Origin of the sequence: Brevibacillus migulae (assembly GCF_004521915.1) — a bacterium.
GTDB lineage: Bacteria > Bacillota > Bacilli > Brevibacillales > Brevibacillaceae > Brevibacillus_F > Brevibacillus_F migulae.
Genome location: NZ_SDKD01000006.1, coordinates 207,900 through 220,885 on the forward strand (window position 1 = coordinate 207,900; position 12,986 = coordinate 220,885).

Annotated in this window: 12 protein-coding genes; 5 read left to right on the plus strand and 7 right to left on the minus strand. The window is 52.0% G+C overall.

All coding sequences use genetic code 11. The features are described from left to right. Positions 1 to 86: 86 nt before the first annotated feature. Entirely contained in the window at positions 87 to 1,043 is a 957-nt protein-coding gene (locus EIZ37_RS09245; protein WP_134684305.1) for a bile acid:sodium symporter family protein, read from the minus strand. 121 nt (positions 1,044 to 1,164) lie between these two features. Continuing rightward, the gene (gene pdxR / locus EIZ37_RS09250) at positions 1,165 to 2,577 is read right to left on the minus strand and encodes a MocR-like pyridoxine biosynthesis transcription factor PdxR (RefSeq protein WP_134684306.1); all 1,413 of its coding nucleotides are present in this window, start codon (positions 2,575 to 2,577) and stop codon (positions 1,165 to 1,167) included. Positions 2,578 to 2,686: 109 nt separating this feature from the next. On the opposite strand from pdxR, the gene EIZ37_RS09255 reads away from it, so the two are divergent. The 3 genes from EIZ37_RS09255 (at position 2,687) to EIZ37_RS09265 (ending at position 5,637) form a co-directional block, all read left to right on the plus strand. Beyond that, complete coding sequence (locus tag EIZ37_RS09255) at positions 2,687 to 3,265, plus strand: GNAT family N-acetyltransferase (RefSeq protein ID WP_134684307.1); 579 nt, start codon at positions 2,687 to 2,689, stop codon at positions 3,263 to 3,265. Between the two features lie 123 nt (positions 3,266 to 3,388). Then, complete coding sequence (locus EIZ37_RS09260; protein WP_134684308.1) at positions 3,389 to 4,633, plus strand: NAD(P)/FAD-dependent oxidoreductase; 1,245 nt, start codon at positions 3,389 to 3,391, stop codon at positions 4,631 to 4,633. A 197-nt stretch (positions 4,634 to 4,830) separates the two neighbouring features. Next, positions 4,831 to 5,637: an inositol monophosphatase family protein gene (locus tag EIZ37_RS09265; RefSeq protein WP_167568763.1), complete on the plus strand. Its 807-nt coding sequence runs from the start codon at positions 4,831 to 4,833 to the stop codon at positions 5,635 to 5,637. A 44-nt stretch (positions 5,638 to 5,681) separates the two neighbouring features. Here the strand turns inward: EIZ37_RS09265 and EIZ37_RS09270 are convergent, their stop codons facing one another. Both EIZ37_RS09270 and EIZ37_RS09275 read right to left on the minus strand, forming a co-directional pair. Then, on the minus strand, positions 5,682 to 7,007 hold the full coding sequence (locus EIZ37_RS09270) for a YheC/YheD family endospore coat-associated protein (protein WP_134684310.1): 1,326 nt from the start codon (positions 7,005 to 7,007) through the stop codon (positions 5,682 to 5,684). A 17-nt stretch (positions 7,008 to 7,024) separates the two neighbouring features. After that, positions 7,025 to 7,813: a YheC/YheD family protein gene (locus EIZ37_RS09275; RefSeq protein WP_134684311.1), complete on the minus strand. Its 789-nt coding sequence runs from the start codon at positions 7,811 to 7,813 to the stop codon at positions 7,025 to 7,027. A 142-nt stretch (positions 7,814 to 7,955) separates the two neighbouring features. Here EIZ37_RS09275 and EIZ37_RS09280 point away from each other — a divergent pair, with 142 nt between their 5' ends. Further along, positions 7,956 to 9,134: an ATP-grasp domain-containing protein gene (locus EIZ37_RS09280; protein WP_134684312.1), complete on the plus strand. Its 1,179-nt coding sequence runs from the start codon at positions 7,956 to 7,958 to the stop codon at positions 9,132 to 9,134. Between the two features lie 79 nt (positions 9,135 to 9,213). On the opposite strand, the gene EIZ37_RS09285 is transcribed toward EIZ37_RS09280, so the two are convergent. Further along, entirely contained in the window at positions 9,214 to 9,528 is a 315-nt protein-coding gene (locus EIZ37_RS09285) for a hypothetical protein (RefSeq protein WP_134684313.1), read from the minus strand. A 170-nt stretch (positions 9,529 to 9,698) separates the two neighbouring features. Here EIZ37_RS09285 and EIZ37_RS09290 point away from each other — a divergent pair, with 170 nt between their 5' ends. Then, a complete protein-coding gene (locus EIZ37_RS09290) occupies positions 9,699 to 10,796 on the plus strand; it encodes a UDP-N-acetylmuramoyl-tripeptide--D-alanyl-D-alanine ligase (protein ID WP_134684314.1) in 1,098 nt (365 codons plus the stop codon). Positions 10,797 to 10,904: 108 nt separating this feature from the next. On the opposite strand, the gene EIZ37_RS09295 is transcribed toward EIZ37_RS09290, so the two are convergent. Together EIZ37_RS09295 and ytaF are read right to left on the minus strand one after the other, a co-directional pair. Further along, entirely contained in the window at positions 10,905 to 12,056 is a 1,152-nt protein-coding gene (locus EIZ37_RS09295; RefSeq protein ID WP_134684315.1) for an MFS transporter, read from the minus strand. A 223-nt stretch (positions 12,057 to 12,279) separates the two neighbouring features. Then, positions 12,280 to 12,933, minus strand: a complete 654-nt coding sequence (ytaF, locus tag EIZ37_RS09300) for a sporulation membrane protein YtaF (protein ID WP_134684316.1) — start codon at positions 12,931 to 12,933, stop codon at positions 12,280 to 12,282. Positions 12,934 to 12,986: the final 53 nt, after the last annotated feature.

Genomic DNA, 12,986 nt, shown 5'->3' on the forward strand with positions numbered 1-12,986 from the left:
GTCAACCGTCTGCTTTCAATACCTGATCTTTCCTTCTCCGCGCATAAAAAAGGCCCTATCCGGTACGGTCCAGATAGGGCTTCTTGTCAGCCTTTTATCGTTTTATCCGATGCTTGTGTATTCTTCATTCGGCTAAAGATGGTAGCGGCAATCGGTCCCGAGATATTGTGCCAGACGCTGAAAATGGCGCTCGGTACGGCTGCCAGCGGCGAGAAATGGGCGTTGGCGATCGCTACACCCAATCCGGAATTTTGCATCCCTACCTCGATGGACAGAGCTTTCTGCTTCGCCACATCCATCTTGAACAGCTTGGCAAACAAAAACCCAAGCAGCAAGCCCAACCCGTTATGCAGGATCACAACGGCAAAAATCAGCAAACCGGTCTGGGCGATTTTCGCTTGGTTCGCACCCACGACAGCGGCCACGATCGCTACGATCGCCACTGTGGACACCAGCGGCATCGCTTTTGCACCTGCCTCTGCCGGCTTCCTGAAAAACGTTTTCACAATAAAACCGAGAACAATCGGAATGATGACAATTTGCAGGATCGACCACAGCAGACTCATCGCATCGACAGGCACCCATTGGCTGGCAAACAGCAGGATCAAGCCCGGTGTCACGACTGGAGCCAACAAGGTAGTTACAGATGTAATCGCTACGGAGAGCGGCACATCGCCTTTTGCCAGATACGTCATGACGTTGGAGGCGGTTCCGCCTGGACAGCAGCCCACCAGGATGACGCCTACCGCTACTTCAGGGGCCAGATTCAACCCTTTCGCAAGGCCAAAGGCAAGCAGCGGCATGATCAAAAACTGACCGAGCACACCAATCCCTACATCAAGCGGACGTTTCAGCACTTCACGGAAATCTGCCGGGGAGACGGCCAGCCCCATCCCGAACATGACAATGCCAAGGAGCGGCGTGATGTATTTGGCAATCCATTTGAACGAATCCGGTGAAAAGAAAGCCAATCCCGCAAATAATAATACCCATACCGCAAATGTTTTTCCGACAAAATTGCCGATTCTCTCTAATGTTTCCACGGTTCCCACTTCCCCTTACGAAATATTTAGTTAATTCACACATTATACTGCTAACTGGAAATAATGCAATGTAGTAAGAATCTTTATATGATTAGGAAAAATAGGACCTGGTCACAAAAGCCTAAGAAAACCATACCTGATGCAAACTTGCGATTCCTGGATCGATGTCGTCGATGTCTATCCCGCCGAAGCCGAAAATAAATTCTTTTCGTTCTGTCGGCACATGCCACGTGTAAGCCGCCGAAGCGATGCGGATGCCTGCATCCTTTGCTTCCTGCAGCAATGCGGCCTCCGGCTTTGGGCTATCCACTCGCAGCAGCAGATGAAACCCCGCCCCCCTGCCGATGATGTGCCCACGCTCCTGAAAATGATCCTGGATCGATGCGACGAGCCGGTCATGCTTCCTGCGATAAATGTTTCTCATTTTGCGGACATGTCTCTCCCAATGCCCTTCCTGCATGAATAATTGCAGCGTCTGCTGATGCAAGGGGGACGATGATTGCTCAAACAGCGTCTCCCAATAAAACCTGCGAAAATCATCCAGCAGGATAGCGGGCAACACCATGTAATTGATGCAAAGCGCAGGAGCCAAAGACTGTGAAAATCCGCCCAGATAAATGACGCGTGAGTCCGGAAGCAAACCCTGCAAGGACGGAATCGGCCGTCCCTGATAGCGGAATTCCCCATCGTAATCATCCTCGATGACAAAGCCGTCGACCTTTTCCGCCCACTCCAGCAGCTGCAGCCGTTTGCCGATCGGCAGCATCATGCCCTGCGGATATTGATGCGAAGGCGACACGTAAGCAAGCTGTACGTCATGCTTGTACAGCTCTTCAACTGATAAGCCATCCTCTTCCAAAGCGATGGGGACCACGTCATAGCCCCGCTGGCGAAATGTCGAGGAAACCAGCGGGTACCCTGGATTTTCTACACCGATGCCTGTTGCATACGATTTCAAGATCTGGGCCAAAAACGAGAGCAACAGATGCTGCTCAGCTCCGACCACGATCTGCTCCGGTGAACACTTGACCCCGCGAAAATGATACAGGTAGCGAGCAATCTCTTGGCGAAGTCCCAGCTCCCCCTGCGGATCCCCGTAAAACAAAAGCTCCTTGGAGTCCGGATGGAGCACTCGCTGAAAGAGCCTCCTCCATGTACGGAAAGGGAATACCCGAAAGTCATTTTTGGATACGTGAAAATCGTAACGGTAACGCCTCCCGCTCCATAGCAGATGGTCAGAAGCAGCGTTTGTCTCCCGCTTTTCCTCTCCCAGACGCATATACGGTTCGGGCAGGTGCTGCACATAATACCCGCGTTTCGGCTTGCTTTCAATAAAGCCTTCCGCGATCAGCTGCTGGTAAGCCAATTCCACCGGGGTTGTGCTGATCGCCAATAGATCCGCCAGCTTGCGAATCGAGGGAAGCCGACTCCCCACCGCCAATTGTCCAGAAGAGATTTCCTGCTTGATCGTTTCATAGAGCTGCACATAATGAGGCAATGGACTGTGCTCGTCCCATCTTGGCATCAGAAGCATCTGACCTATCCTCCCATGATATCTGTCCTTTTCTTTTCGCCAAAACTGTCTATTTTCTGAGTATACACATTTTGGCTATAGTATAAAAAACAAAAGGAGAGACATCGCTATGTCAACAGGTCACACGGAAAATCGCCCGGTTCGTTTTTTGGAGGGTAAGAACGTCTATCTGCGCCCGATCAACACCGAGGACACCGAGCTGTATTTCCACATGCTCTTTGACCGGGAAGGACGCAGACTGACCGGGACTCAGCACAGCTTTACCAAGGACCAGATTCACCGCTATATCGAAGCAAAAGGACAAGACTCCTCCGGCATTTTGCTGTTCATCGCGTTGAAAGAAACAGATGAGATCATTGGCGACATCGCCCTGCAGGACTTCGACCGCAACAATCGCAACTGCAACATCCGGCTCATGATCGACAGCGCCCGTTTCCAGGGAAAGGGCTATGGCAGCGAAGCGATGCTGTTGATGCTCGACTACGGCTTCGGCATTTGCAATATGCATCGGATCGAACTGAATGTATTTTCCTATAATGAACGCGCCATTCATGTTTACGAAAAGCTCGGCTTCAGGCGGGAAGGAATTCAACGCGAAGCCCTTTATTACAACCATGCGTATCACGATTCCATCCTCATGGCGATGCTGGAAGACGAGTACCGGGCCGTGCATTTGCAGAAAAAGTAATGTCCGACCGCTGTAAAAACCATCCTTTCCAGAAGGATGGTTTTGTTTTTGTATGGCCCTTTTTGCCAACGGGAAAACTATCGGAACCATCACACTGCCATTTGATAAAAGGGGTACTCACGCATGAATCTGCACAACGGAACCTACTACTGGCTGGAAACACTCCCCCATCCCCCTGTGTATCCCCGCCTAGCCCAGGATATTTCGTGCGATATTCTGATCATCGGCGCCGGGATTGCCGGGGCACAGTGCGCCTATTGGCTTCGTGATTCGGGCCTGAATGTCGTACTCGTGGAGAAAAACCGGGTGGGCTCTGGCGGGACTTCCGCTAACACTGCCTTCATCCAGCATGCAGGCGAAAAAATGGCCCATCAGCTGGTCAACAGCTTTGGCGAGGAATTGGCGTTCCGGCATCTGCGTCTGTGCAAGGAGGCAATCGATCACCTGGAACAGGCCGCCGCGCAGATGAGCATCGACTCTTCATTCGCCCGCAGAAGCAGCCTTTATACCGCCAGTCAGCCAAACGATGTGGAGAAGCTCGAGAAGGACTACAAGCTTTTGCGCGACCTCGGCTTTGCGATTGATTTCCTTACCGAGGATGAGATTGCTGCCCGCTACCCCTTCCGTCGCCATGCTGCTCTTTACTGCCGCGATGATGCCGAATTGAACCCGCTTGCCTATACCCATGGTTTGATCGCGCTGGCTGCCGGCACGGGGACACACGTGTATGAGCAGACGAGAGTGACCGGCAAACATTATGAAAAGGATGCCGTCATTTATCGCACCGATACCGGGCATACGATCAGGGCCAAGCATGTCATTCTGGCGGCAGGCTATGAAAATATGCGGATCAAAGCGGAGAAAAATGCGATGCTGATCGCTACCTATGCCACAGTGACCACCCCTGTCGCCGAATCGCTTTTGCGCCAGCACTGGCATGAGCGTTCGCTGATCTGGGAAACCGCGGATGACTATATCTATATGCGGACAACGCCGGACAATCGGGTCATCATCGGCGGCCTCGATGAACGTGTGTACCACATCAATCGGAATGACGCGCTTCGGCTGCATAAATCGGAGAAGCTGATTCAGGAATTCAACAAGCTCTTTCCCGGCATTGCCGTCCAAGCCGAGTATGCGGCAGCAGCCTACTACGGAGGAACGCATGACGGGCTTCCGATCATTGGCATGTACACTGATTTCCCGCGCTGTACGTTTTTCGATTCGTATGGGGATAACGGCATTGTTTACAGCATGGTGCTGTCCAAGATCGTACGGGATGTCTTGGTCAACGGAGAAAGTGCGGATCTGGATCTCTACCGACAAGATCGCCCGCTTTTAAAGAACAAACAACCCATTCTCGTCTGACTGGTGGAAGCCGCAAGCCTCTCAATGAGCGGCTTTTTTATTTGCTCATCGATTGATGATTGACAGTGACCATGACGTTAGGTAGTATTTTATCATACTACTCATCTCGAAATTAACGTTTACGCACCTGCGTCTTTTTTTGCGTCGTTACCTTAGTAGTATTTAAAAATACCAATAAAGTGAGGATGAATCGAACCATGGACATGAACAACCTTCCCTATTTTGCAGCGCTGTTTACACGGGTTGGCGAGGAGTTGTTGGCCAAGAAGCGTCCCGAAAAGCTTCCGGTCAATCGAGAAGAGCTGTTTGCGCACTTCCATAAAGCAAATGATCAGGCGATCGCGTTGATCAAACCCGCTCTCGCACGTGAGTTTCCACAGATCGCATGGTCGGACACCGAACCCAATCTGGGCAAAGCTGATTCCACACCAATCAGCGGCGATCACTGGCTATGCGATCCGATCGACGGGGCCGTCCATTATCTGCAGGGCTTTCCGGGCTGGGCGATCTCTCTATGCTTGATCCGTGAGCAGCAACCAGTCTTTTCGCTGGTCTATGATCCCTACCGGAAAGAACTGTTTGCGGCATTTGCCGGAAAAGGGGCTTTTGTGAATGGCCAACCGATCCGTGTATCGGAAAAAAGGGAATGGCCGAGCGCATTTGTCGCGACGGCCCATCCTTCCATACCAGCCGAAGAGCTCGAGGAGACCTCCTTCCTATGCGGCTCTATCGCCCGGATCATGCCTCAGGTCGCCGCTTTGCGTATGCTCGGTTCCGTCTCCCTGCAGCTAGCCTATGTCGCTGCCGGGCGCCTGGATGGCTTCTGGGAGCATGGCTACGACCCTCATGATCTCATGGCAGGCGCCCTGCTGGTTCAAGAAGCCGGCGGAACGGTTACGGACAGCAGCGGTCAGCGGTTAACCTTACATGGAAGAGGCATTATCGCGGCCAATCCCTTTTTGCACGCTTCCCTGCAAGCGGGCATTCTTACCGAGAGCAGATGACCCAATGCGGCGAGGAGAGAGATCATCGGATCCCTCTCCTCTTGTCAGCTTTTCGCCAAAGCTTTCGCGTACGCAAACGGTGCCGGCAGGATTGCGGGCAGCACTCTGCGCTCGTCACGCGATCGATTCGCCTTTATCTCTGCCGCGTAATTCACATTCACTTCCAGTAGCCATACATGCCGATGCTTATCCAGCACAAAATCCAGTGCAACGTCCCCGAAATGATTGTGTCTCGTTTCCAGTTGCCGAAGCGCTCTCACACAGATCCGCTTGATTTCGGCAATTTTCCGCCTTTTTTTCTCACCGGTGAGATAGAAGTATCTTTCAAGCGCCAGTCCTCCAGGAATGATCCTCACCCGATTCGCCGAATTGGAAATGATGCTCCCCGCTTTCGCTACCTTTGTTTCCAGCGCCGTACACCGCCATTGTTTGGACCTGCCCTTTTGCAAATAAGCGCGAAAATCGATCTTTTGCCCTTTGACCGTAAATGGTATCGCCCGTTGCACAATGTACGTCTGCCCTTTCACGAGTTTGGGGCGTATCACCGCGAACAGCTTGCGAAGGGAGGTGCTCCCTGCTTGCCTTCCATAACGATCGGATACCCAATAGCGATGTCCGATCCTTTTAAAACGGAAGATCCCCTGGCCGGAACACAGCAATGTTGGCTTGAGATAGACGTCCTGGTATCTGGACAGCATGTTTTCCAGCGCAGCCACCGTGTTGCCTGAAACGGTATGCGGCAGGTGTTTTTTGATCCCTGGCTGTGTACTCAATTTCCTCCAAAACGTCCATTTGCTTATATGACGATACGGATAATTGAAAATTCGTCTGCCGATGTGCCTGGTCAAATGCCGATACGTTGCTCGTGGCATATCGGTTCGATTAAAAATGGCGGAGGGATACGGGAAGGTTCCAGGGATCAACCGTTTCTTCCGCGGGTGGTAATAATATCCTCTGATGGTCCTGGAGGTCCGGTCAATGGTACGCGTTGTAAAAAGGAACACGAGCCCTTTGATCTGATGGTAGTGCGAGAAGCGAGGGAGCTGTGCCCGCGGATTGCGGTAATATTTGGGCCACACCTGAAAGCCGATCACGGGTCCGATCGTCAGCTGATGGCCCTTCCTCCTGTATTCATAAGGCAGGTCGGGGATGATGATCTTGTTTGTCAACTTTCGGGGCAATAGAATCTTCCCACGCGGCATGGAAGACACTCGCCTGATCGGGACGGCTTTCTGCCATGCGCCAAAGCGGAGGATCATCCAGTTGGAACGGATGTTCAGCTGGCGATACGTTTCATTGCTGAGTGAGATATGCGTACAGCGTGGATCCTGATGAAACCGGAACCTGAATGCACGTAATGCGCGGTTCATATGCCACCACCTTCCGGCTATCTTCTTGTCCTGCGGTTATACGCTTTATATCTTTCAATCGTTCTCATCATCGTTTTATCCGCCAGATAGCGAAAGCCGCCGGTAAGCGGTGTAGCGTTGGCCTCGATGAGCCACGCTCTTCCTCTGCGGTCAACCCCCAGATCATGTCCCCAGATGGTTTGGCCAGGGAAGCGGCGTGTCAGACACCTGGCTGCTCCCAGGGCAAGACGATCCAGCTGCACCATCGAACGCCGTACGTTGATTTGCGGTACATTGGAACGGGAGAGCGCCTGGTTCACGGTTACGATCTTCCCGCCTTTTTGCAAATTGGTCACAAAGTACCCGCGCCTGGCGATCTTTCCGTGCTTACCCGTAATCACCCATCTTCTGTCTCCGCGTTTGCGCTGCACGATATAGCGAAAATCAAACGGGCTTCCTTGTACCCGGGCAAGCGGGATAAATCGTTGCACCAGGTATCTTCGCCCTCTGGGAAGCTTTTTGGCCAAATACTGCGCCAGCGCGGCTCTGCCCTTCAGAATCTTGGAATGATTTTGCGCATGTACGCGAAAATACCACGCATTGATCCTCCATACTTTAATGACTCCGTTCCCGCCAGAGCCGACCATCGGCTTTATGATCACCGCTTGATAGCGTCGCAGCATTCTCCAAAAGGTCCATGCAGAATAAGGCTGCGTTACCGGCAGGAATCTCTTCAATCCTCGGCATCTGCATAAGAGCAGGTGTTTGTACCATTTGTTTCCTCTGAGTGACGCTGTCAACGATATCACACCTTTTCCCAAATTCACTTCCCTTTACCCTATGAAACTTCCCCAGAACGGTTTGTTTGCTTGCCTAAAAAGGAAAACTTAGGTGCCTGCCTTTTCCCTTCCTCTGAAAAAAGGAATACGCTAAGCTTGAAAATCGGTCGTGAAGGGAGGTTTCCAGACTTTGATCAAGCCGGTCCTTTCTCTTACGGACATATTTGGGCCTCATTACATCTTTAATGGAAGAGGATCTTACCAGAACAGCCAATGGCTTCCCACGCCGCTCGCACAGGATTCATCTTCCGGCAGTATGATTGCGGTCGCCGGGGACACGCCGCTCATGTGTCACCGCGATGTAGCGGACCCAGCATGCTTATCGCTCCTCAGGGAAGCCGGATTGCAGGTTGGACAAAGCCTCCATGTATATGGGGACGAACGTGGTTACTATGAACGATTGAAGCGTTTCCAGGAACCACAGCAGAAAATGGTGATCAATTATAATCATCTGCCTGAGGAGATCCCAGAAGATCTGTTATGGGTCCGGCCGCAGCTTTTATCTTATGTAAACAATAAAAAGCATCTCGCGGTTTTTGTTCCCGAGCCTTTTATTCCAAAACGGCGTGTTCTCTCCAGCCGTGAGTTTCTAGACAGCAACCGGCTGCCGTTCGCTTTTCCCTATGTGGTCAAGGCCGCTACGGATGAACCCAATGGCGGCGGAGCGGATATTGTCATCTGCCGGCAGGAAACGGATCTGCGGCAAGCCCGGCAGCTGTTCAAACATTGCTCGGCCGTCGTTGTCGAAGAATTTTTATCCATTCAAAAAAATTACTGCATTCAGTTTGCGCAAACCTATCGCGGTGAATTGGTCTATCTCGGGGCTGCCGAGCAAATCATTACGGAAGAAGGAAAGTATCTGGGGAACTGGGTGGATCAGGAGAATCAACCGCCGGATGCTGCGATCGAGCTGTGCAAGCGAATCGTGGAAAAAGCGGTGTCCCTCGGATACTGGGGGTTCGCCGGAATCGATACGGTCATCACGGAGGATAACCGCCTCCTGGTCATCGACTTGAACTTTCGGCAGAACGGTTCTACCGGGGCTTTGCTTTTACGTGACAGCATTATGCATGCCTACGATGCTCGCGTGCTGAAATTGCGGAAATGGAAGAGTCATTTGTCATTTGCGGAGTGTACGGGCTTGCTCCAGACTCTTATGGGCAAGAAGATGCTGGTGCCGCTATGCATATACAAGCCGCGGAGCCAGTCTGCTGACAATCCCGTCTTTGTATCCAGTCTCATCGCCGGGAACAGCAAAGACGACATCATCGAATGCGAAAAATACCTGCAGCACATCGGTCTCGAGTAACGAAAGACAGGGAGGCACACGGTATGCCCCCCTGTCTTTCGTTTGAACAAGCGCTTGGAGATTGCAATCGGCAGTTGGCCTAGACGACAACAAGCAACGTCTGTTTTCCGGTTTGCTTTGCCAGCTCCAGTGTCTTTTTATTGATCAATCGCAACGCTTTTTTATTGAAATGATAGCGCCCGGGAATCGTTTTGTAATGGGTCTCGAATGAATCCCCTTCCAGCGCAATGGTCAATATCCTCGTAACATTCTGATGCGCATCCGCATTCAAGAGAGCCTTCTCTCTATCAAGGGAAACATGTCTGGCCTTCCCATTTTCAGATTGGACCAGATAAAGCTCTTCTACGATTCTCGCCTGATTCACCTTCACGCGTACAATGCCGTTCGTTTGCATGCTATTCCTCCCTTTCCTCATCTTTTCATAAAATATGAACGGGACATGGGACTTGCCTTAGATGTACGCCTTGTTCGCGGGAAAATAGGTAGATAAACAGCGAGATTCGTCTATACCGCCAGTCTATCGTGACATACATTAGTGTATCATTGTCAAAGGGGTTGGCGATTTTGTACAAAAGGACCTCGTGGAGAAGACCCGTGATTGCCATTACGGGCAGTGCCGGGAAAACAACCACCAAAGAAATGATCGCATCCATCTTGAGAAGGAAGTACAGGACGTTTAAAACGGCTGGCAACCAGAATCTCCCTGGTTTTATTCTCCGCCAGAAAAGAAGAATCTCCCCTGCCCATAGAGTGCTCGTGCTCGAATATGGCATGTCCGAAGCCGGCCATATCCGGCATAGCTGCCGAATCATCCGTCCGAACATCGGGGTCATCACCACGGTGGGCACTGCACACATTGGAAACTTTGGCGGGAGCATCTATCGCCTGGCGCGGGCAAAATCCGAACTGATCCGCGGCATGCACCCCTATGGCCGGCTGTTTCTCAATGCGGACAATCCGAACTCAAGACTGCTTCATACCAGAGGGTTTAAAGGGTCCATCTACACGATAGGCATTCATCGTCCTGCCCATTTCCGTGCCCGAAACATTCGGTATGGAGCAAGAGGCATGTCGTTTACGGTCCGGCTCGGCCAGCGGTGGCATCATTTTTACATCCCTGCTCTGGGCAAGCACAATATTTATAACGCCCTTTTTGCAATTGCTGTGAGTTACAAACTCGGCGTCCCCCCCAGAGCGATCCGCCAAGGGCTGCTGACCTACCAGAAACCCGTCCGCCGCCTGGTCGTCTATCGCTTGAGACGCCACGTAAAAGTCATTGATGACAGCTTCAGCTCCAATCCCCAAGCTGCCAAGGCAGCGATTGATGTGCTGACGACCATTGGCAAAGGAAGAAGAATCGCGGTAATGGGCAGTATGCTCGAGCTTGGCAGATTCAGCCGGAGAGGCCATCGTATCGTGGGTGCGCATGCTGCGAGAAGAAGAGTCTCTTATCTGCTTACTTATGGGCCAGCCACTCCCCATATGAGAGCTGCAGCCATTCAAACAGGGCTGCCACGCAGCAGGGCCCTGCATTTTTACAACCGGATTGCATTGCATCGCTATTTAAGCAGAATCGTGACGCCTTATTCTACCGTGCTGGTGAAGGGATCCTACAAAATGAACATGCACAAAACGGTTGCCTTTCTGCGCTGGAGAGGATAATTTCCAGAACAAGAGCGGCCATTCTTCCACTCGAGAAAATAGCAGAAGATACGGCCGCTCTTTTTTCTATTATTCTTTGTCAATTAAAAGTGATTCTCTTCCACTCGCTTAGTTTCGCTTCCAGATGACAAACCCCGCTCCCGCCAAAATCGCCACCCCGATCCCACCTTGAATGATCAGTACCATTCCAGACAGCTTGGTCCAGCCGAGGATCAACGGAACGCAGAGAAAGCCGCACAAATACCCCGCCCGATTCAATAAAGACTGTACGCCAAGCACCCGGCCGCGAATCGAATTGTCCGCCTGCTGCATCAATGTGCGATGAAATGTCTGTGTGGCCGCATCGACCAATCCTGCCAGAAACAGCCCGCCAAAAACGGCCACGATGCCGACACTGAAAAATACAGCTGTGATCACACCAGCAAACAGCAGCATGGAGGTGTACAAGGCAGGCAGTAGCGGAAGACGCAGCTTGGAGAGGAAAAACGAACCCATAAAAGACCCGGACCCGATCATCGCCCACATCAGCCCATGATAGATGGAAGCATGTTCCGTCAGCGTTTGCGAGAGAAAGGGCAATCCGTAGTTCCAGGAGGTTCCTCCCAAGGAGTAGAAAAAGCTCGTCAACGTTAACAGCAAAAAGACCGGCGCCTGTCGGATATAGCGGAAACCATCCCGCATCTCCTGCATCACTTGCGCAGCTGCTCGCTGATGTTCCGGCCTGCTGTCCCACCGAAGCGCGCTCAGCACAGCTGCGGAAAGGAAAAAGGTGCCGGCATCAAACAGGATGATCCACTGATACCCAAGCGCATCGGAGACAAAGCCGCTCACTGCAAACCCGATCAAGCCCGCCAGAGAGCTGAACCGAACCAGCCTCGCATTGGTCGAAAGCACGGTGTCTTGTTCAAACATCTTGGGAATGGACGCCTGAAAGCTTACATCAAACACGCTGTAGGTGACACCCAGTACAAAGGCGGAAAGCACGACGATCCCCGGATGAGGAACCAGCAATATGACGAGCACCGCGATCCCGCAGGTCATATCACTGGCGATCATCAGCCTGCGCCGATCAAAACGATCCGCCAGCACACCTGCAAACAGACTCGACAGGATTCCTCCAACCTGACGCGCCAGCAAAAACAGCATCAACCAGCGCTCGCTGTCCGGGAAGGTAAAGAGCAACGCCGTCACCGCGATGAAATGCATCCGGGAGCCGAAATCGGAAAGTCCATTTATATAGAGAAAAAACTGCTTATTCATCTAAACCTCCTGGCAGGCCGGTTTAGATCGACGCCCCCATTATGGGGTGCGTACACTGATTATGGCAGTTGACATGCGCATGCCTCCTCTTGGCAAACATCAAATAAACGATCATGTTCCAGACAATCCAGGGGCGTTTTCACTAAATCGCCTGATTGTAAGTAAATGACACCGATGTGCCATTTGTGTCATTGTAGCAAAGTGGACAAGCGACTGTCAGTACCTATCCGACCCATCGTGCCAAGCCGATGCAGATCAAGAGAATCGGGGGCAGCCATTTGAATCGGGCGAACCAGCCTTTTTTGTCCGCCTTCCAACCGATACCGAAGCCGGCCAACAATAAGGTAATGCTGGTGACAGACAAACAGGATGAGACAAGAAACGGTGGATAACCCAGCAACGATAGGCTGATCCCCGCCCCGAATGCGTCCAGAGAAAGAGCCATGCCCAGCATGACAGCCTCCCAGCCTGCAATGTGGCCGGAATGGTCTGCGTCGGCACGGGCAGGGTCGCGCAGAATCTGGAAAATCAATCCAAACGCACGGATTTGCGAAATGGGCTGACTTCCCTTCTCCCTGTCCGCTTCCCCCATATCTTGCGGCACATTTTTTGAGATCCACATCCGCCACAAGGTAATCGAACCAATCAGCACCAGTACACCTGAGCCGATCAGCTTGGCTTCCTCGGGATTCAACCAGGAAAACAGCGTCCTGCCAACCGTCATGATGCCGTAGACGATCCCAAATGTGCAGCAAAGAATAATGAGCAAGGAGCGAACGGGGATACGCAATTTTCGCAAGCCGTACGTCAGCCCCACCGCCAAACCATCCAAGCTGACCGCGATACATATGAGAAAAAGGGACAACCATCCACTCATCTTTCATCACCTCATTGGTCATTGCCTTAAACTATATGAAAGCTGCTTTTCCA

Excerpts from the sequence above, each read along its gene's own strand:
- pdxR (WP_134684306.1), bottom strand. The coding sequence starts at position 2,577 with ATGCTTCTGATGCCAAGATGGGACGAGCACAGTCCATTGCCTCATTAT.
- EIZ37_RS09255 (WP_134684307.1), top strand. The coding sequence starts at position 2,687 with ATGTCAACAGGTCACACGGAAAATCGCCCGGTTCGTTTTTTGGAGGGT.
- EIZ37_RS09260 (WP_134684308.1), top strand. The coding sequence starts at position 3,389 with ATGAATCTGCACAACGGAACCTACTACTGGCTGGAAACACTCCCCCAT.
- EIZ37_RS09265 (WP_167568763.1), top strand. The coding sequence starts at position 4,831 with ATGGACATGAACAACCTTCCCTATTTTGCAGCGCTGTTTACACGGGTT.
- EIZ37_RS09270 (WP_134684310.1), bottom strand. The coding sequence starts at position 7,007 with ATGAACCGCGCATTACGTGCATTCAGGTTCCGGTTTCATCAGGATCCA.
- EIZ37_RS09285 (WP_134684313.1), bottom strand. The coding sequence starts at position 9,528 with ATGCAAACGAACGGCATTGTACGCGTGAAGGTGAATCAGGCGAGAATC.
- EIZ37_RS09295 (WP_134684315.1), bottom strand. The coding sequence starts at position 12,056 with ATGAATAAGCAGTTTTTTCTCTATATAAATGGACTTTCCGATTTCGGC.
- ytaF (WP_134684316.1), bottom strand. The coding sequence starts at position 12,933 with ATGAGTGGATGGTTGTCCCTTTTTCTCATATGTATCGCGGTCAGCTTG.